Source organism: Streptomyces sp. NPDC048600 (assembly GCF_055587025.1).
The window spans coordinates 117675-137587 of record NZ_JBVJGZ010000017.1 but is presented as its reverse complement, the minus strand read 5'-3'; the positions used below and the strand labels follow the sequence as shown (position 1 = coordinate 137587).

General features: G+C 72.9%; 16 protein-coding genes. 14 read left to right on the top strand and 2 right to left on the bottom strand.

Annotated features, from left to right (window positions below):
* The first annotated feature begins 62 nt into the window (after positions 1-62).
* The 11 genes from rsmI to ACZ6SQ_RS23155 all read left to right on the top strand — a co-directional run bounded on the left by rsmI (position 63) and on the right by ACZ6SQ_RS23155 (position 14382).
* Positions 63-932, top strand: coding sequence for a 16S rRNA (cytidine(1402)-2'-O)-methyltransferase (gene rsmI, locus ACZ6SQ_RS23205; protein ID WP_386379027.1), 870 nt, complete (start codon positions 63-65; stop codon positions 930-932).
* Positions 933-1164: 232 nt separating this feature from the next.
* Complete coding sequence (locus ACZ6SQ_RS23200; RefSeq protein ID WP_469565071.1) at positions 1165-1623, top strand: hypothetical protein; 459 nt, start codon at positions 1165-1167, stop codon at positions 1621-1623.
* A gap of 78 nt (positions 1624-1701) precedes the next feature.
* Positions 1702-2583: a TatD family hydrolase gene (locus ACZ6SQ_RS23195; protein WP_469565069.1), complete on the top strand. Its 882-nt coding sequence runs from the start codon at positions 1702-1704 to the stop codon at positions 2581-2583.
* A 291-nt stretch (positions 2584-2874) separates the two neighbouring features.
* The gene (locus ACZ6SQ_RS23190) at positions 2875-4437 is read left to right on the top strand and encodes a ubiquitin-like domain-containing protein (RefSeq protein WP_469565167.1); all 1563 of its coding nucleotides are present in this window, start codon (positions 2875-2877) and stop codon (positions 4435-4437) included.
* Positions 4438-4554: 117 nt separating this feature from the next.
* On the top strand, positions 4555-5460 hold the full coding sequence (rsmA, locus tag ACZ6SQ_RS23185; RefSeq protein WP_469565067.1) for a 16S rRNA (adenine(1518)-N(6)/adenine(1519)-N(6))-dimethyltransferase RsmA: 906 nt from the start codon (positions 4555-4557) through the stop codon (positions 5458-5460).
* Entirely contained in the window at positions 5457-6353 is an 897-nt protein-coding gene (locus ACZ6SQ_RS23180) for a 4-(cytidine 5'-diphospho)-2-C-methyl-D-erythritol kinase (RefSeq protein WP_469565065.1), read from the top strand. Before rsmA ends, ACZ6SQ_RS23180 begins: the two co-directional genes overlap by 4 nt.
* Positions 6354-6400: 47 nt before the next feature.
* Positions 6401-7477: a hypothetical protein gene (locus ACZ6SQ_RS23175; protein ID WP_469565063.1), complete on the top strand. Its 1077-nt coding sequence runs from the start codon at positions 6401-6403 to the stop codon at positions 7475-7477.
* Positions 7478-7641: 164 nt separating this feature from the next.
* Positions 7642-9447: an ABC-F family ATP-binding cassette domain-containing protein gene (locus ACZ6SQ_RS23170; protein WP_469565061.1), complete on the top strand. Its 1806-nt coding sequence runs from the start codon at positions 7642-7644 to the stop codon at positions 9445-9447.
* 249 nt (positions 9448-9696) lie between these two features.
* A complete protein-coding gene (locus ACZ6SQ_RS23165; protein ID WP_469565060.1) occupies positions 9697-11496 on the top strand; it encodes an outer membrane protein assembly factor BamB family protein in 1800 nt (599 codons plus the stop codon).
* Between the two features lie 99 nt (positions 11497-11595).
* On the top strand, positions 11596-13434 hold the full coding sequence (locus ACZ6SQ_RS23160) for an outer membrane protein assembly factor BamB family protein (protein ID WP_469565057.1): 1839 nt from the start codon (positions 11596-11598) through the stop codon (positions 13432-13434).
* 261 nt (positions 13435-13695) lie between these two features.
* Entirely contained in the window at positions 13696-14382 is a 687-nt protein-coding gene (locus ACZ6SQ_RS23155) for a helix-turn-helix transcriptional regulator (protein WP_469565055.1), read from the top strand.
* Positions 14383-14526: 144 nt separating this feature from the next.
* On the opposite strand, the gene ACZ6SQ_RS23150 is transcribed toward ACZ6SQ_RS23155, so the two are convergent.
* Positions 14527-14859 (bottom strand): hypothetical protein, encoded by a 333-nt coding sequence (locus ACZ6SQ_RS23150; protein WP_469565053.1) that lies wholly within the window; start codon positions 14857-14859, stop codon positions 14527-14529.
* A gap of 29 nt (positions 14860-14888) precedes the next feature.
* A complete protein-coding gene (locus ACZ6SQ_RS23145) occupies positions 14889-16586 on the bottom strand; it encodes a sodium:solute symporter family protein (protein WP_469565051.1) in 1698 nt (565 codons plus the stop codon).
* 139 nt (positions 16587-16725) lie between these two features.
* On the opposite strand from ACZ6SQ_RS23145, the gene galT reads away from it, so the two are divergent.
* Genes galT through galK form a run of 3 tightly spaced genes read left to right on the top strand, consistent with a single transcriptional unit; the run spans position 16726 to position 19907 of the window.
* A complete protein-coding gene (gene galT / locus ACZ6SQ_RS23140; protein WP_469565049.1) occupies positions 16726-17787 on the top strand; it encodes a galactose-1-phosphate uridylyltransferase in 1062 nt (353 codons plus the stop codon).
* Positions 17784-18746, top strand: a complete 963-nt coding sequence (galE, locus tag ACZ6SQ_RS23135; protein WP_469565047.1) for a UDP-glucose 4-epimerase GalE — start codon at positions 17784-17786, stop codon at positions 18744-18746. The genes galT and galE overlap by 4 nt, the downstream gene beginning before the upstream one ends.
* Positions 18747-19907 carry a galactokinase gene (gene galK, locus ACZ6SQ_RS23130; RefSeq protein WP_469565045.1) on the top strand — a complete coding sequence of 387 codons (1161 nt, stop codon included), beginning with the start codon at positions 18747-18749 and terminating at the stop codon, positions 19905-19907. It abuts the gene before it with no gap.
* Positions 19908-19913 lie beyond the last annotated feature (6 nt).

The window sequence follows — 19913 nt, the reverse complement described above, 5'->3', positions numbered from 1 at the left end:
GTCCGGGAGGGCTCCGGCAGCCTCCGGGAGAGCGGGCTTGTTCCCTTTGGGAGGATGGGGGCGTGACTGGAACCCTTGTTTTGGCGGGCACCCCCATCGGCGACCTCTCGGACGCGCCGCCCCGGCTGGCCGAGGAACTGGCCGCTGCCGACGTGGTCGCGGCCGAGGACACGCGGCGGCTGCGCCGGCTGACCCAGGCACTGGGCGTGACACCCAAGGGCCGCGTGGTGTCGTACTTCGAGGGCAACGAGTCCGCGCGGACTCCCGAACTCGTCGAGGAACTCCTCGGCGGCGCGCGCGTGCTGCTGGTCACCGACGCCGGCATGCCGTCCGTGTCCGACCCCGGCTACCGCCTCGTCGCCGCCGCCGTGGAGAAGGACCTGCGCGTCACCGCCGTGCCCGGCCCGTCCGCCGTGCTCACCGCGCTCGCCCTGTCCGGGCTGCCCGTCGACCGCTTCTGCTTCGAGGGGTTCCTGCCCCGCAAGGCCGGCGAGCGGCTCGGCCGGCTGCGGGAGGCCGCCGAGGAGCGGCGCACGCTGGTCTACTTCGAGGCGCCGCACCGGCTCGACGACACCCTGGCCGCAATGGCCGAGGTCTTCGGCGGCGACCGGCGCGCCGCGGTCTGCCGCGAACTGACCAAGACCTACGAGGAGGTCAAGCGCGGCCCGCTGGCCGAACTCGCGGCGTGGGCCGCCGAGGGGGTGCGCGGGGAGATCACCGTGGTCGTCCAGGGCGCGCCCGAGCGGGGCCCCGAGACGCTCGACGCGGCCGAACTGGTGCGCAGGGTGCGCGTGCGCGAGGAGGCGGGCGAGCGGCGCAAGGAGGCCATCGCGGCGGTCGCGGCGGAGGCCGGACTGCCCAAGCGGGAGGTCTTCGACGCGGTCGTGGCGGCGAAGAACGCGGGAGCCGGGTCCATGCCCGCGGGCGGCTGATTTCTGGGCAAAGTCGGTGCGGCTCAAGGCAAAGGCCGGACGCCCCCGGGCAAAGACCGGACGCCCCAAGGCAAAGCCCGGACCTCCTGGCAGGGGCGTCGCGGCAAGGAACGCCCAAATCGGCTCCAACACTCGACAGGTCCGTCGCGCTCGGGCGGGCCGGGGAGTCCACTGGTGGAGGGACGTCCGGGGACGCACCCGTCCCCGCCCACCAGCGGACTCAGGAGCTGGCATGACAGAGATCGCCGGCCGGACCGGCCACCGGGCACAGCCGCCCGCCTCCCTTCCCCCCGCCCCCGCCGACCCGCACGCCGACGAGTCGTACTCCTTCGCCTGTATGCACTGCGGACACGGCTGGGAGCAGTCGTATGTGATCGAGCACCACCTGGACGCCGAGGGACGGGAGTTCGTCACCTATCTCACCGACGGCCGTGCCGTCCCCTCGCCGCTGAGCCGGCCGCTGTGCGAGCGCTGCGACAGCCATGTCGTGCGGATCATGCGGGCCGGGCAGGTGGCCCTGGTGCTGAGCGCGGGGCGGCCGAGGCCCGGCCCGCGGGAGCCCCTGTCACGGCCCGGGACGACGGCGGGGCGCGAGCCCGGGCCCGGGACGGCAGGGGGGCGGGAGCCCGGGGCGCGGCACCGGTGGCAGCTGTCGGATCTGCTGCACCCCTTCCAACGCCGGGCGAGCTGAGCCTCGGGGACCGGCCGGGCATGCCGTGAGCCGAGCCTCGGGGACCGGCCGGGCAGGCTCCTTTCGTAGGATCGGGGCATGCCTTCGAACGCCGCCGACAAGAACGCCGCGCCGCCGCTGCCCGTGCCCCTCGGGGTGCCGGTCGCCGACTCCCACACCCACCTCGACATGCAGTCCGGCACCGTCGAGGAGGCGCTGGCGAAGGCGGCGTCGGTCGGGGTGACGACCGTGGTGCAGGTCGGCTGCGACGTGGCCGGCTCGCGCTGGGCCGCCGCGACCGCCGCGGTCCACGACGCCGTCCACGCGACCGTCGCCCTGCACCCCAACGAGGCCCCGCGCATCGTCCACGGCGACCCCGACGGCTGGTCCCGGCAGGGCGCGCGGCGGCCCGGCGGCGAGGCGGGCCTGGACGAGGCGCTCGCCGAGATCGACCGGCTCGCCGCGCTGTCCCAGGTCAAGGGCGTCGGCGAGACCGGCCTGGACTACTTCCGCACCGGCGAGGACGGCAAGGCCGCGCAGGAGCGCTCCTTCCGCGCCCACATCGAGATCGCCAAGCGGCACGGCAAGGCCCTGGTCATCCACGACCGCGACGCCCACGCCGACGTCCTGCGCGTGCTGAAGGAGGAGGGCGCCCCGGAGCGGACCGTCTTCCACTGCTACTCCGGCGACGCCGGGATGGCGGAGATCTGCGCGGCCGCGGGCTACTTCATGTCGTTCGCCGGCAACGTCACCTTCAAGAACGCCCAGAACCTGCGGGACGCGGTGGCGGTGGCGCCGCTGGAGCTGCTCCTGGTGGAGACGGACGCGCCGTTCCTGACGCCCGCGCCGTACCGCGGACGGCCCAACGCCCCGTATCTCATTCCGGTCACGGTGCGCGCCATGGCCGCCGTGCGCGGCATCGACGAGGACGCGCTGGCGACGGCCCTCGCGGCGAACACGGCCCGCGCCTTCGGCTACTGACCCACGCCCGCCCCGGCACCGTCCGCGAGGCCCGCCCGCCGCCGCGCCACGACGGTGCGTAGTCGCGTCGCTTTGGAGAGTGACGATCGCTCCGCTAGGTTCTGGTGGCCCGATCGGGACCCCTCTGGACTCCTGGAGCGTGTCGGCGTGAGCGATTCGCCGTACGTGCGCGACGAGCGGTACACGCGCACCCCCGAGTACGACCCGTTCGACCACCCGGTCCCCGCGCACGCCCCCGGCACGGGCGGTCCGCCGTACACCGCCCCCTTCGACCCGCACTCCGCCGAGACGCTGGGCTACGGCGAGAGCTACCCGCAGCCCCGCACGGGCGCCCCCTACCTGGCGCCGCACGCCTCGCCGTACGCGTACGCCCCCGAGGACGTCCGCGCCCCGGGCACGGCCACCCGCGCCCCGGCCGAGTGGGGCGCCGGGGCGTACGCGGGCGGCGACCCGTACGGCGGTGGGCCCGCCCGGCCCGCGCCCCACGCTCCCGGCACCGACGGGGAGGGCCGGGCCGCGCGCCGGCGCCGGGCCCGGGGCGGCGCACCCGCGGACACCGCACCCCGCCCCCAGAGCCCCGCCCACGCCTACAGCCCGGCCGCCGCCCACGCTCCCGGCCTCGCCCACCCCGAGGGCCCCGAGCGCTCCCCGGGCCCCGGGCACCACGACAGCCCCACGCTCCCCTACGGCGTCGCCCCCGGCCGCCCCCACGAGAACGACCCCACCGACCACCCCACCGGCCCCTCCCGCCCCCCGCGCGGCGACGGCCCCGTACGCCGACTGCTGCCCCAGGCACTGGTCGTCGCCTTCCTCGCGGGCGGCACGACCGCCTTCGTCGCCGAGGACAAGGCCGTGGAGCTGACCGTCGACGGCAGTCCCCGGACGCTGCACACCTTCGCCGACGACGTGACCGAGCTGCTGGCGAAGGAGGGCGTCGCCGTGGGACCGCACGACGTGGTGTCGCCCGCCCCCGGCACGGAGCTGGAGAGCGGCGACGAGATCGAGGTGCGCTACGGGCGCCCGCTCCGGCTCACGCTCGACGGGCACAGGCGCGAGGTGTGGACGACGGCACGGACGGTGGAGGGCGCGCTCGAACAGCTGGGCGTGCGCGCCGAGGGCGCGTATCTGTCGGCCGCGCGCTCCCGGTCGATCGGACGCGAGGGCCTGGCCCTGGACGTACGCACCGAGCGCTCGGTCACGATCATGGCCGACGGCCGCGCCCGCACCATCCGCACCAACGCGGCGACCGTGGGCGAGGCGGTCGCGCGGGCCGGGATCACCCTGCGCGGCCAGGACACCACCTCCGTCCCGCAGGACAGCTTCCCGCGCGACGGGCAGACCGTCACCGTGCTGCGGATCACCGGCAGCAGGGAGGTGCGCGAGGAGCGCGTCCCGTTCGAGGTGCGGCGGGTCGAGGACCCGACGCTGTTCAAGGGCACCGAGGTCGTCACGCGCCCCGGACTGCCGGGCCTGCGCCGCCTCACCTTCCAGCTGCGCACGGTCAACGGCGTGCGGCAGAAGCCGCGGCTCGTCGAGACCGAGACCGTGCGCGAGCCGCGCGACCAGCTGGTCAAGGTGGGCACCAGGGCGCTGCCGGCCTCCGTGAGCGGTGCCGACGGCCTCGACTGGCAGGCGCTCGCCGCCTGCGAGTCCGGCGGCCGGGCGGACGCGGTCGACCCCTCCGGCACCTACGGCGGGCTGTACCAGTTCGACTCCCGGACCTGGCAGAGCCTCGGCGGCAGCGGCCGCCCGCAGGACGCGTCCGCCTCCGAACAGACCTACCGCGCGAAGAAGCTGTACACCCGCCGCGGTGCGAGCCCGTGGCCGCACTGCGGGACCCGGCTGCACGGCTGAGCCGCCGCGCCGCCGCGCGGAGCCCGGTCGCCCAGGTGAGCCGCCATGCCGCCCCGCGAGCCCGGCCGCCCGGGTGAGCCGTCGGGGCGGGGCGGCGGGCCCCCGTACCCTTGTGCCGTGAGCAGCCCCACCCCCGACGCCCTTCTCGGTCCCGCCGACGTCCGCGAACTCGCGGCCGCCCTCGGTGTGCGCCCGACCAAGCAGCGCGGCCAGAACTTCGTGATCGACGCCAACACGGTCCGCCGCATCGTGCGGACCGCCGAGGTCCGCCCCGAGGACGTGGTCGTCGAGGTCGGCCCGGGGCTCGGCAGCCTCACCCTCGCCCTGCTGGAGGTGGCCGACCGGGTCACGGCCGTAGAGATCGACGACGTGCTGGCCGCCGCGCTGCCCGCCACGATCGCGGCCCGCATGCCCGGCCGGGCGGACCGCTTCGCGCTGGTCCACTCCGACGCCATGCGGGTGGCGGAACTGCCCGGCCCGGCGCCGACCGCCCTGGTGGCGAACCTGCCCTACAACGTCGCCGTGCCCGTCCTGCTGCACATGCTCGAGACCTTCCCGACGATCGAGCGCACGCTGGTCATGGTGCAGTCCGAGGTCGCCGACCGGCTCGCCGCGGCACCGGGCTCGAAGGTGTACGGCGTGCCGTCCGTGAAGGCCAACTGGTACGCGGAGGTCAAGCGGGCCGGAGCCATCGGCCGCAACGTCTTCTGGCCCGCACCGAACGTCGACAGCGGCCTGGTCGCCCTGACCCGCCGTGCCGAGCCGCTGAAGACCGGGGCCACCAGGCGCGAGGTCTTCGCCGTGATCGACGCGGCCTTCGCCCAGCGCCGCAAGACGCTGCGCGCGGCCCTCGCCGGCTGGGCCGGTTCCGCGGCGGCCGCCGAGGCAGCCCTCGTCGCGGCCGGCGTGTCCCCGCAGGCGCGGGGCGAGTCCCTCACCGTCGAGGAGTTCGCGCGGATCGCCGAGCACGCCGAGCACGCCGGGCACGCCGGGCACGCCGAGCACGAGGAGACCGGCAAGTGAGCGTCACCGTACGGGTCCCGGCCAAGGTCAACGTGCAGCTCGCGGTCGGCGCCGCCCGCCCCGACGGCTTCCACGACCTGGCCAACGTCTTCCTCGCCGTCGGGCTGTACGACGAGATCACGGTCACCCCCTCGCCGGACGGGCTCCGCGTCACCTGCGAGGGCCCCGACGCCGGTCTGGTCCCGCTGGACGAGTCCAACCTCGCCGCCCGCGCCGCCGCCCTGCTGGCCGCCCGCCACGGCCGCACGCCCGACGTCCACGTCCACATCGCCAAGGACATCCCCGTCGCCGGCGGCATGGCCGGCGGGAGCGCGGACGGCGCCGGCGCGCTGCTCGCCTGCGACGCCCTGTGGGGCACCGGCGCCTCCCGCGAGGAACTGCTGGAGATCTGCGCCGAGCTGGGCAGCGACGTGCCGTTCAGCCTGGTGGGCGGCGCCGCCCTGGGCCTCGGCCGGGGGGAGCGGCTGACGCCCCTGGAGGTGGGCGGCACGTTCCACTGGGTGTTCGCCCTCGCCGACGCGGGGCTGTCGACCCCGGCGGTGTTCCGCGAGTTCGACCGTCTGACACACGGCACGGACGTCCCCGAGCCGGTCGCCTCCCCGGACCTGCTGGCCGCCCTCGCCAAGGGCGACGCGCACGCCCTCGCCGCGAACCTGGTCAACGACCTCCAGCCCGCCGCGCTGTCCCTGCGCCCGTCGCTCGCCGCCACCCTTGACGCGGGCACCGCCGCGGGCGCGCTCGGTGCCCTGGTCTCCGGTTCCGGCCCGACGACCGCCTTCCTGTGCGACTCGGCCGAGGCGGCGCGCAAGGTCGCGGACGCCCTGGGCGCCTCGGGGACGTGCCGCGCGGTCCGCGCGACCCAGGGCCCCGCGGAAGGCGCCACGGTCGTCTGAGGACCACGACGGGCGACATGAACCACGGGGGCACCACGACGGGGGACATGAACACGGAACAGGACCGGGCACGGCTGTTCGAGGCCGTCCGCCACGGCGACATCGATCGGCTCCGGGACCTGCTCGCGCGGCTGCGCGCCCCACTCCCCGCGGGCCTGCTGGACCACGCCCGCGCCTGCGCCCGCACCGGCGCCGAGGCCGAGCTCGAGCGCCTCACCGGCCTCGCGGGACCGGCCGTACGGACCCGGCTGTGGGAGGAGACCGGCTGCTGGTACGAGGAGCTGGAGCTCGGCGGCAGGACCCTGCGCGACGGGCACTCGGCGATCCTCACCGAGCTGGAGCGGCGGGCCCGGCTGCGCGTGCCCTTCGGCGACCTGCTCGCACGGGCCCTCGCCCACCCCGACCGCGACCACGCCGCCTGGGGACAGGCCGTGTCCGAGCTCGGCGACCGGCAGGACGACGAGACCTGGGCCGCGGCGGAGACACTGAGCGAGGACCCCGACCCGCTGCACCGCCTCTTCGCCGCGGACGTACTGCTCTGCCTGGTCGTCGCGGACCTGGCGAACGAGGACGGCCCCTTCCTTCGCCGGGCCGCGGAACTCGTCCCCTGGGCGCTGCGCGAGCCCGACGCGGCGGTGCTCGACGTCCTGCTGAACACCCTGACCTGGACCGACAGTCACAAGGTCAGGGGTGTCGGGATCGCCTACGCGGCCCACCCGGACCCCGTCGTCCGCGGCTGGGTGCCGCAGCTGCTGGACCACGAGGACCCCGCCGACGACAGCGCCGCGGAGCCGCGCGCGCTCACCCCGCCGAGCCTCGCCGCCCTGCTCGCCCTGGCCCGCGACCCGGACGCCGGCGTACGCGCGAGCGCCTGCTCCTGGATGCTCCACCAGCCGGTCCGCGCGCCGGAGATCGCCGACGCGCTGTACGAGCTCACCCGCGACGAGCGCCAGCGCACCCGGATCGACGCCGTCGCCGCCCTGGCCCACCGCGACGACCCGCGCTGCGTGGCCGCCGAGGCCCGCATCGGACCGCTGGAGGAAGGGCTCGACCCGGACGGCCTGCCGCTGCTCGCGGTCTGGTACCACCAGCGGCGCATGAAGGAGCGCGCGGCCGACACCTGACCGCACCGCCCGACCGCACGCCCGACCGCACGCCCGACCGCACGTCCGACCGCACCGCCCGACCGCGGGCGCGCCCCGCTCCCGGCGGCCCGGCAGACTCTCCGGGCGCGCCCCCTCGTCCGACTACTCTGGATGGTCGATCCATCCCCGCGCTCAGGAGTGAAATGGCCGTCAACCTGGTCAATGTCGAGAACGTCAGCAAGGTGTACGGCACGCGTGCCCTCCTCGACGGCATCTCCCTGGGTGTGTCCGAAGGCGACCGCATCGGCGTGGTCGGCCGCAACGGCGACGGCAAGACGACCCTGATCCGCATGCTGGCGAAGCTGGAGGAGGCCGACACCGGCCGGGTCACGCACGCGGGCGGGGTGCGGATGGGCGTGCTCACCCAGCACGACTCGCTCGACCCGACGGCCACCGTCCGGCACGAGGTCATCCGGGACATGGCCGACCACGAGTGGGCGGGCAACGCCAAGGTCCGCGACGTGCTGACCGGCCTGTTCGGCGGCCTGGACCTGCCCGGCTTCCCCAAGGGCCTGGACACCGTGATCGGCCCGCTCTCCGGCGGTGAGCGACGCCGGATCGCGCTGGCCAAGCTGCTCATCGAGGACCACGACCTGATCGTGCTCGACGAGCCCACCAACCACCTCGACGTCGAGGGCATCGCCTGGCTCGCCCGGCATCTGCGCGAGCGCCGCTCGGCGCTGGTGTGCGTCACCCACGACCGCTGGTTCCTGGACCAGGTCTGCACCAGCATGTGGGACGTGCAGCGCGGAGACGTCTACGAGTACGAGGGCGGCTACTCCGACTACGTCTTCGCGCGCCTCGAACGCGAGCGGATCGCGGCGACCGAGGAGGCCAAGCGGCAGAACCTGGTCCGCAAGGAGCTGGCCTGGCTGCGCCGCGGCGCCCCCGCCCGTACCTCCAAGCCCCGGTTCCGCGTCGAGGCCGCCAACGAGCTGATCAAGGACGTGCCGCCGCCCCGCGACACCAGCGAGCTGATGAAGTTCGCCTCCTCGCGGCTCGGGCGGACCGTGTTCGACCTGGAGGACGTCAGCATCCACGCGGGTCCCAAGGTGCTGCTGGAGCACGTCACCTGGCAGCTCGGCCCGGGCGACCGGATCGGCCTGGTCGGCGTCAACGGCGCGGGCAAGACCTCCCTGCTGCGGGCGATGGCCGAGGCCTGGCGCACCGAGGGCGCGGCCCAGCCGGCCGGCGGCCGGGTCGCCGTCGGCAAGACCGTCAAGCTGGCCTACCTCTCCCAGGAGGTCGCCGAACTCGACCCCGCCATGAGGGTCCTGGAGGCCGTGCAGCAGGTGCGCGAGCGCGTGGACCTCGGCAAGGGGCGCGAGCTGACGGCCGGCCAGCTGTGCGAGACGTTCGGCTTCGGCAAGGAGAAGCAGTGGACGCCGGTCGGCGACCTGTCCGGCGGTGAGCGGCGGCGCCTGCAGCTGCTGCGCCTGCTCATGGACGAGCCCAACGTCCTCTTCCTCGACGAGCCCACCAACGACCTCGACATCGAGACCCTCACCCAGCTGGAGGACGTCCTCGACGGCTGGCCCGGCTCCATGATCGTCATCTCCCACGACCGGTTCTTCGTCGAGCGCACCACCGACAAGGTGTTCGCCCTGCTCGGCGACTCCACCCTGCGGATGCTGCCGCGCGGCATCGACGAGTACCTGGAGCGCCGCAAGCGGATGGAGGAGACGGCCGCCGCCTCCGCCCCGGCCGCGGCCCCGAAGCCCGCCGCCGAGAAGAGCGCCGCCGACCAGCGCGCCGCCAAGAAGGAACTGCAGAAGATCGAGCGGCAGTTGGACAAGGTCTCCGAGAAGGAGTCCAAGCTGCACACGCGGATCGCCGAGCACGCCACGGACTTCGCGAAGGTCGCCGAACTCGACGCCGAACTGCGCGCTTTGTCCGACGAGCGCGAGGAGCTGGAAATGCGCTGGCTGGAACTCGCCGAGGACGCCTGAGAGTCGGCCCCGTCCCGGCCCCCGGCGCGCGTGGAGGTGGCGCGCGGCGCGTGAAGGGGGCGTGAAGGCGCGTAACGGACCCATCACGGCCCGGTCCTCCCTTGGGAACAGGGGAGGAACCGGGCCTCTTGACTGTCGGTGGCGAGTGATAGAAAGGGCCGTCTGAGAACCGTCTGAGACCGAACGGCTCTGGGTCGTCACACACCTCAGGGCGTGGCTAAAAATCAGTGAACGAGGGGGAAGACGCTGATGACTCAGCCGCCCGATCAGCCGCCGCAGGGCGGATTCGGAGCACCGCAGGACCCGCCGCCGCAGGGCGGTGGCTTCGGCGCGCCCCAGACCCCGCCGCAGCCCGGCCAGCCGCCTCAGACCCCGCCGGCGCCGCAGCCCGGCTACGGCTACCCGCAGCAGCCCGGCCCGTACGCCCAGCCGGGCCCCTACGGCCAGCCGCAGCAGCCGGGACCGTACGCCCCGCAGCCCGGCCCCTACGGCCAGCCCGGTCCGTACGGCCAGCCGCAGCAGCCCGGTCCGTACGCCCCGCAGCCCGGCTACGGCCACCCGCAGCCCCAGTACCCGGGCGCGCCGGTGCCCCCGCCGCCCGGCGGCTCCCGCAGCCCCTTCAAGGGCAAGCCCGCGATGATCATCGGCGCGGCCGTGGCCGCCCTCCTCGTCGTCGGCGGCGCGGTGTTCGCGTTGTCGAGCGGCGACGAGAAGGGCAAGGGCAAGGACAAGAAGCCGGTCGCCCAGCAGAGCGACGACGACAAGCCGAAGGCGTCGGACAGCCCGGCCAACCCCGGGGACGGCGGTGGCGAAGGCGGCGAGGACCCCGAGAACCTCAACGAGGGCCGCAAGCCCGGCGAGGCGAAGGTCCTCTGGTACAAGGAGGCGCCCGACGCCCCTGGTTCCGGCGCCGACGCCGTCGGTATGTGGATCAGCGACAAGACGGCCGTCAAGGCCGCGTACAAGCAGATCTTCGCCTACGACGCCGCTGACGGTGCCCCGAGCTGGGACCCGATCACCCTTCCGCAGAAGATCTGCGCGGTCACCCCGCAGAAGACCGCCGACGACAAGATCGTCGTGGCGTACATGAGCGGCGCCAGCGACCGCGCCAAGTGCAACCAGCTCCAGCAGATCGACCTCGGCACCGGCGAGAAGGGCTGGACCGGCGAGGTCGCGGACGGCGCCCTGTTCGACAGCGCCATCACGATCGAGCTGTCGCTGGCCGGCGACACCCTGCTGGTGGGCCGCTCGCAGTCGGGCGTGGCCTACGACGCCGGGACCGGCAGGAAGCTGTACGAGAAGAAGAAGTACGGCGACGCCTGCTACCCGAGCGCGTTCGCGGGCGGCACCCGGCTGATCTCCGTCGCCTCCTGCGGTGCCTCCACCCCGACCGAGCACGAGGAGATCCAGGAGCTCGACCCGAGGACCGGCAAGGTCAAGTGGACGTTCAAGTACGACAAGGGCTACCGGATCAACCGGACCCTGTCCGTGGACCCGCTGGTGGTCTACAGCGAGAACGAGGACAAGAAGACGTGGAACATCGCCACGTTCACCGCCGCCGGCAAGGTCCGCTCCCAGGTCGACACCAAGGAGTCCATCGCCCCCGACTGCGGCTGGGCCCTCCTCCAGCGTGACCTGACCGGCTGTCAGGGCGTCGCGGTCGGCGGCGACCTGCTCTACCTGCCCACCGAGGCCACCGGCAGCGCCAACGAGATCCTCGCGATCAGCCTGGCCACCGGCAAGGAGAAGTGGCGGGTGAAGTCCCCCACAGAGGAGTCGATGCTGCCGCTGACGGTGGAGGGCGGCAACCTCGTCGCCTACGTGGAGCCCTCGTACGAGGAGGGCGGCCGGGTCGTGTCGATCCCGGCCGCGGGCACCGCGCACACGCCGGTGACGGTGCTCCAGAACCCGGGCGGTGCCGCCGACATCGAGGACAGTTTCTTCTCGCGCGACCTGGAGTGGGCCGACGGACGGCTGTACCTGTCGTCCACCCGGCTCACCGGCAACGACCAGGACCAGGAGAAGCTGATGATCGTCTTCGGCAAGTGACCCGACGGGGCCGGCCCTGGTGGCCGGCCCCTCCGGCTTGCGCACGATCGTCCGCCGCCCGTCCCCGCTTCCGCTCCGTCCCACCGAGGTACGCACACCATGAGCACCCCGCCCCCGCCGCCCGGCCAGCCGCCGCAGGACCAGCCGCCCCAGCAGCCCGGGTTCGGCGCCCCCCAGCCGCCGCAGACCCCGCCGCCCACGCCCACGCCCCCGGCCTCGGGTCCGGCCCCGCAGACCCCGCCACCCGCGGCCCCGCAGCCCGGCGGCTACGGCCAGCCCCAGCCGCCGGCGCCCCAGCCGGGCTACGGCTACCCGCAGACCGCGCCGCAGCCCCAGGCCGGCTACGGCTACCCCGGCCAGCAGCCCGGCCCCTACGGCGGCCAGCCGAACCCGTACGCGCAGCCCCAGCAGGGCGCCTACCAGCAGGGTTACGGCTATCCGCAGGCGACGGTCCCGATGGCCCCGGCCGTGCAGCCGTCCGGCGGACGGAAGATGAACGCGCAACTGGCGATCATCGGTGCGGCGGTCGTGGCCATCGCGCTGATCATCGGCGGCGGCGTCTGGTACGCGGGCACCGGCGACGACGGCGGCAAGGACGACACCTCGAAGTCCAGCGGCGGCACCACCGGCGGCGGTGGCGGCGACGAGAAGGGCGGCACCACCGGCGGCGGGGGCAGCGAGAAGGTGCCTTCCGACCCGGCTTCCAAGGTGCTCTTCCAGGTGCCCATGCCGAAGGTCGGCGAGGACGAGACGACCGTCGTCGAGGGCTCCTGGCTGACCGACACCGTGTACGCCAAGAGCGGCATCGCCGAGGTCGTCGGCTACGACCTCGACAAGGGCACGAAGAAGTGGACGGTCAAGCTGCCCGGCCCGGTGTGCCACGCCAGCCGGTTCGTCGGCGAGGGCAACAAGGTCGCCGTCGTCTTCCAGCCGAAGATGCCCGCCAAGAACTCCTCCGAGGGATGCAGCCAGATCGCCGCGATCGACCTGGCCGCCGGCACCAAGCTGTGGACGAAGACCGCCCAGCTCGGTGACTCGGACATCGGCTGGGACAACGTCACCGTCAGCTCCGGCACGGTCGCCGTCGGCAGCACCGTCGGCGGCGCCGCCTTCGACCTGGCCTCCGGTGACCCCTTGTGGTCCCCGAAGCCGACCGACACCTGCTTCGACGCCGGGTACGGCGGCGGCCCCAAGCTCGTCGCGCTGCGCAAGTGCGGCCAGTACGGCAACCAGACGATCCATGTGCAGACCCTCGACCAGAAGTCCGGCAAGGTCGTCTCCGAGTACAAGATGGCCCAGGGCATCGAGTACGCCAGCGTCGTCTCCACCGAGCCCCTGGTGGTGGCCGCCGAGGTCGGCAACTCCAGCGGCGACTCCGCCCGCATCCTGGACTTCTTCTCCATCGACAACAAGACGGGCAAGCTGCGCAACCGCATCGCCGCCCCCGACGACCAGTACGAGGTCGACTGCGACGGCATCTCCGAGGTCGAGGACTGCTCGGGCGTGGTCGTCGGCAACGACCGGCTGTACCTGCCGACCAAGGAGCACGACGGCGCCACCGAGTACAGCGACACCAACGAGATCGTCGCCTTCGACCTGGCCACCGGCAAGGAGACCGGCCAGCGCGCGGACGCCGGTGACGACTACGCGCTGGTGCCGCTGCGCATGGACGGCGGCAACCTGATCGCGTACAAGACCCCGCCCTACGACAAGGGCGGCCAGATCGTGAGCATCGACGGCGGCTCCTTCAAGCAGACCAAGCTGATGGAGAACCCCTCCGACGAGAAGGTCCGCGACGCGGAGGCCCGTTTCCGGCCCGGCACCGCCGAGATCTGGTTCGCCGCCGGCCGGCTGTTCATGGCGGACGTCTATGCCAGCAGCCTGGGCTCGGTCTCCGGTGAGCCCGAGTACCTCTTCATCGCCTTCGGCACGAACTGAGCCCCGGCAGGGCGATCGTGCGCCGGACCCCGTCCCTGTTCAGGGGCGGGGTCTTGCGCGTTGTCGTGCAACACCGTTCGAATGAGAGGAATTTCGGCGATCCGGGGCACTTCTCACGAGTAGGGGGAGCGCAACGTCGAACAAGCGTGTAGCTTCCGGGTGCAGGTGAGGGCGGGGACGCCGGGGCCCCGGTGCTCGGGCTCTGTCCGTGGGGACCTTGTGGGAACCACAGGGGCGTCCGAGGGGGACTGGGGGGTCTCGATGGGAGTGCGGCTGATGGTGGTCGACGACCACCGGCTGCTGGCCGAGGCGCTGGCCTCGGCGCTGAAGCTGCGCGGGCACCGCGTGCTCGCGGCGGCGGCGCCCGCGGCGGGCGCCGCGGAACTGGTGATCGCGCGGGCGCCGGAGGTGTGCCTGCTGGGGACGGGCACACCGGCCGAGCCGGGCGCCTTCGACCCGGTGGTGAAGATCAAGCAGGAGCGTCCGCAGGTGGCGGTGCTGGTGCTGGGCCCGGTGCCTAGCCCGCGCGGCATCGCGGCCGCCTTCGCCGCGGGCGCCTCGGGGTACGTGCGCCACGACGAGCGCATCGAGGGCGTCGAGCGGGCGATCATGAAGGCCCGGCAGGGTGAGGCGGCGGTCGCCCCCCAACTGCTCCAAGGCGCGTTCAGCGAATTGCTCAATCCGGCGGCCCAGCCCGACGACGAGGGCCGCCGACTGCTGGAGATGCTGACGCCGAGGGAGGTGGAGGTGCTGGTGCGGGTCGCGGACGGGGAGGACACCCGGCTGATCGCTGCCGGGATGGGCATCGCCCCGTCCACCGCGCGCACCCATGTCCAGCGGGTCCTGATGAAGCTGGGTGTCGGCTCCCGGCTGGAAGCCGCCGCGCTGGCGGCCCGCACAGGCCTCCTGGACCGCGCGGGCCCGTCCCCGGGCCTGTCCCGGGACTAGGTCTGTCCCCCGGCCGGGGCCAGGGGGCATCGTCCTCAAGGGGCGCGGGGAACTGCGCGACAAGCCGCATACGGCCCGCACCCACGACGGCCACAGCGACCCGCGGGGAACCGCGCGAACAGCCACGCACGGGCCCGGCGGACCCTAGGACCGCCGCGGCTCCCCGTCGTCCTCCGGTTCCGCGCCCGGCGGCGGGGCCGTCGGGCGCAGCTTCAGCCAGGCCAGGAAGAACAGGCCGAGCAGCAGCATGCCCAGGCCGGTCCAGAGGTTGATGTTGACACCCTCGGCCTTGTCGAGGTCGGCGTCGGACACGGTGATGCCCGCGACGGTGACGATGACGCCGTAGGTCACGAACAGGCCGCCGATGATCCGCCGGATGTCGAACAGCCGGGCGGCCGTCGTCGACTGCCCTTCCAGCTCGGTGACTGCGCGCTGGACGTCCTTCTCGGAGTATCCGTGGTGCTCGGACTCGGACATGCTCTCTCCACCTCCTGATCAGGATGCCGCTAGAACGAGAACGGGATGTAGCAGGCGGCCGCGAGGATCACCGCGCCCCAGCCGAGCAGCGCCGGACGGCGGTACCAGGCGTCGTCGCCCTCGGCGGGCGGTTCGGCCATGCCGGGGGACCGGGTGCCGTAGACCAGGCCCTGGAGCTCCTCGGCGGGTTTGGGCGCGGTGAACAGGGAGACGGCGAACATCACCACGGCGCCGGCCACGAAGCCCGCGATGGCGGAGACGAAGTTGGCGCCCTGGTCGGTGGGGATGGAGATGACGTCCTGCTTGTAGAGGACGAAGTAGTTCACCATCGCGGCGGTCGTCCCGGCGAGCAGTCCCCAGAAGCCCGACCTCATGGACGCCCGCTTCCAGAACATGCCGATGATGAAGACCACGAACATCGGCACGTTGAAGAAGGAGAACAGCGTCTGGAGGTAGCTCATGATGTTGGAGAAGGACGAGGCGAGGAACGCCGTGCCGATCGACGCCATCACACCGATCGCGGTGATCAGCCGGCCGAAGCGGACGTAGTAGCCGTCCTCGCGGTCCGTGACGACGTACTTGGCCCAGATGTCGGTGGTGAACACCGTGTTGAAGGACGACACGTTGGCCGCCATGCCCGCCATGAAGGCGGCCAGCAGACCGGTCACGGCGATGCCGAGCACGCCGTTGGGCAGCAGGTCCTCCATCAGGTACGGGATGGCGTCGTTGTACTGGTAGCCCGACTCCTCGGTGCCGAAGCCCGGGACCAGGGCGGCGGCAGCCAGGCCCGGGATCATCACCAGGAAGACGATGAAGATCTTCGGGTACGCGGCGATGAGCGGGGTGCGCTGGGCGGCGGAGAGGTTCTTGGCGGACAGCGCGCGCTGCACCTCGGCGAAGTTCGTCGTCCAGTAGCCGAAGGAGAGGACGAAGCCGAGGCCGAGGACGATCGTCAGCCAGTTCGCGCCGAGCGGGTTGTCGCTGCCGATGCCGGTGCCGCCCCAGGCGGTGACGAAGTCCGGGCCTTGGGCGTCCGTCAGGGTGTCGCTCAGGCCGTCCCAGCCACCGGCCTTCTTCAGGGCGAGCACGGTGATCGGGATCAGGGCCGCCAGGATCACGAAGAACTGCAGCACCTCGTTGTAGATCGCCGAGGACAGGCCGCCGAGAGTGATGTAGGCGAGGACGAAGAACCCGGCGACGACGATGGCCACCCACTGCGGCCAGCCCAGCAGGGCCTCGACGACGATCGCGAGGGCGTAGAGGTTCACCCCGGCGATCAGGATCGCCGCGAAGGCGAACAGGACCGAACTGAGCAGATGCGCCCAGCGGTCGAAGCGCAGCAGCAGGAACTCCGGCACCGAGCGCACCTTGCTGCCGTAGTAGAAGGGCATCATCACCAGGCCGAGGAAGACCATGGCCGGGATGGCGCCGATCCAGTACCAGTGGACGGTGTAGGCGCCGTACTGGGCGCTGTTGGCCGCCATGCCGAGGATCTCCGTCGCGGCCAGGTTGGCCGAGATGAAGGCGAGGCCGGTGACCCAGGCGGGCAGGGAGCGCCCCGACAGGAAGAAGTCGAGGGTGGTCCTCACCGAGCGGCGGGCGGCGAAACCGATGCCCAGGACGACCACGAAGTAGATCGCCAGGATCGTGTAGTCGAGCCAGTTGGTGGGGAGCCGCAGTTCGGCCGCGAGCGGGACGAGGCGGGTGTGCTGTGGGGGGATGTGCATCCGGACCTCACCTGGAGTGGTGTTCTTTGTTCGGTTGTGGTGGTGACTCACGTGGGGGTTTGTGCTTTGATGTGTTCGGTTCTGTTGGAAGCCTTGCCCCTGTGCGAAGCCTTGCCCTGTGTACGGATGGAGAGTCGCGGTGAAGAAGACCTCGACCCGGCTGGCCGACGGTCGTGAGCTGATCTACTACGACCTGCGGGACGACTCGGTGCGCGACGCGGTGGACCGCCGCCCGCTGGAGCCCACGGTCACCACTTCGGAGGTACGCCGCGACCCGCTGCTCGGCGACACGGTCGCGGTCGCCTCCCATCGGCAGGGCCGCACCTACCACCCGCCCGCCGACGAATGCCCGCTGTGCCCCTCCCAGGGCGAACGCCTCAGCGAGATCCCCGACTTCACCTACGACGTCGTCGTCTTCGAGAACCGCTTCCCCTCCCTCGCCGGGGACTCCGGCCGCTGCGAGGTGGTCTGCTTCACCTCCGAGCACACCGCGTCCTTCGCCTCCCTCACCGAGGAGCAGGCACGCCTCGTCCTCGACGCCTGGACCGACCGCACCTTCGAGCTGTCCCATCTGCCCTCCGTGGAGCAGGTGTTCTGCTTCGAGAACCGGGGCGCCGAGATCGGTGTGACCCTCCAGCACCCCCACGGGCAGATCTACGGCTACCCCTTCACCACGCCCCGTACCGCCCTGATGCTGCGCCAGACGGCCGCGCACAAGGAGGCCACCGGCGGCGAGAACCTCTTCGACGCCGTCCTGGAGCGTGAACTCGCCGGTGAGCGGGTCGTCCTGGAGGGTGAACACTGGGTCGCGTTCGTCCCCTACGCCGCCCACTGGCCCTTCGAGGTCCACCTGTACCCGAGGCGCCGGGTACCGGACCTGCTCGCCCTGGACGAGGCCGCTCGCACAGAGTTCCCCAAGGTCTATCTGGAACTCTTGCGGCGGTTCGACCGTATCTTCGGCGAGGGTGCCTCCCCCACGCCCTACATCGCCGCCTGGCACCAGGCGCCGTTCGGGCCGCTGGAGGAGTTCGACGGCGTCAACCGCGACGACTTCGGACTGCACCTGGAGCTTTTCACCGTCCGAAGGACTTCCGGAAAGCTGAAGTTCCTCGCGGGTTCCGAATCCGGCATGAGCGTGTTCATCAACGACGTGCCGCCGGAACGCGCGGCCGAGCGACTGCGAGAGGTAGCGAGTTCATGAAGTACCTGGTGACGGGCGGGGCGGGTTACGTCGGCAGCGTGGTCGCCCAGCATCTGCTGGAGGCGGGCCACGAGGTCACCGTCCTCGACAACCTCTCCACCGGCTTCCGCGAGGGCGTTCCCGCGGGCGCCGCCTTCGTCGAGGGCGACATCCGCGACGCCGCCAAGTGGCTCGACGCCTCCTACGGCGCCGTGCTGCACTTCGCCGCCTCCTCACAGGTAGGCGAGTCCGTGGTGAGGCCGGAGAAGTACTGGGAGAACAACGTCGCCGGCACCATGGCGCTGCTGGCCGCCATGCGCGAGGCGGGCGTGCGCAAGCTCGTCTTCTCCTCCACCGCCGCCACCTACGGCGAACCCGAGCAGGTCCCGATCCCGGAGAGCGCCCCGACCCGGCCCACCAACCCCTACGGCGCCTCCAAGCTCGCCGTCGACCACATGATCACCGGCGAGGCGGCCGCCCACGGCCTCGGCGCCGTCTCCCTGCGCTACTTCAACGTCGCCGGCGCCTACGGGGACTGCGGCGAGCGCCACGACCCCGAGTCGCACCTGATCCCGCTCGTCCTCCAGGTCGCCCAGGGCCGCCGCGACGCCATCTCCGTCTACGGCGACGACTACCCGACCCCGGACGGCACCTGCGTCCGCGACTACATCCATGTCGCCGACCTCGCCGAGGCCCACCTCCTCGCCCTGACGGCCGCCACCGAGGGCGAGCACCTGATCTGCAACCTCGGCAACGGCGAGGGCTTCTCCGTGCGCCAGGTCGTGGAGACCGTCCGCCAGGTCACCGGCCGGCCGATCCCCGAGGTCGTGGCCCCCCGCCGGGGCGGCGACCCGGCGGTCCTGGTCGCCGCCGCCGACACCGCCCGCGAGCGGCTCGGCTGGAACCCGTCCCGCCCGGATCTCGCCGGGATCGTCGCCGACGCCTGGCAGTTCGCACAGGCCATCGCAAGGGAGCGTTAAGTGGGGGCAGTTGAGGTCCGAGACGGCTTCGTCGCACTGTACGGAGCCACACCCGACGGCGTCTGGTCCGCGCCCGGCCGGGTCAACCTGATCGGTGAACACACCGACTACAACGACGGCTTCGTGATGCCCTTCGCGCTGCCGCACACCGCCGTCGCCGCCGTCTCCCGCCGTACCGACGGCGTCCTGCGCCTGCACTCCGCGGACATCGGCACCGGCGTCACCGAACTGCGCCTGGACGAACTGCAGCCGCTCGCCGACAAGGAGTGGACCGCGTACGCGGCCGGTGTGGTGTGGGCACTGCGCGAGGCCGGGCACCCGGTCACCGGCGCCGACATCCACCTCGCCTCCACCGTCCCCGCGGGCGCGGGCCTGTCCTCGTCGGCGGCCGTGGAGGTCGTCGTCGCCCTCGCGCTGAACGACCTGTTCGCACTGGGCCTCGCCCGGTGGCAGCTGGCCCGCCTGTGCCAGCGCGCGGAGAACGTCTACGTCGGCGCGCCCGTCGGCATCATGGACCAGACCGCGTCCGCCTGCTGCCAGGACGGCCACGCGCTGTTCCTCGACACCCGCGACCTGGCGCAGCGGCAGATCCCCTTCGACCTGGCCGCCGAGGGCATGCGCCTGCTGGTCGTCGACACCCGCGTCAAGCACGCCCACAACGAGGGCGAGTACGGCAAGCGCCGCGCGGGCTGCGAGCAGGGCGCCGCGCTGCTCGGCGTCGACGCCCTGCGCGACGTCCCCCACGACGGCCTCGACGAGGCCCTCGCCCGGCTCGACGACGAGGAGGTGCGCCGTCTGGTGCGCCATGTCGTCACCGAGGACCGGCGCGTGGAGCGCGTGGTGGCGCTGCTGGAGGCGGGCGACACCCGCGCCATCGGCCCCGTCCTCACCGAGGGCCATGCCTCGCTGCGCGACGACTTCCGGGTCTCCTGCCGCGAGCTGGACCTGGTCGTCGACACGGCGGTCGCCGCGGGCGCGCTCGGTGCCCGGATGACCGGCGGCGGCTTCGGCGGCTCGGCGATCGTGCTCGCCGAGGCGACGGACGTCGACGCGATCACCAAGGCCGTCGAAGAGGCCTTCGCGACGGCCGGCCTGACGGCCCCTCGGGTCTTCGAGGCGGTCCCCTCCCCGGGCGCCCGCCGCCTCGACCCGGCCGCCTGACCACCC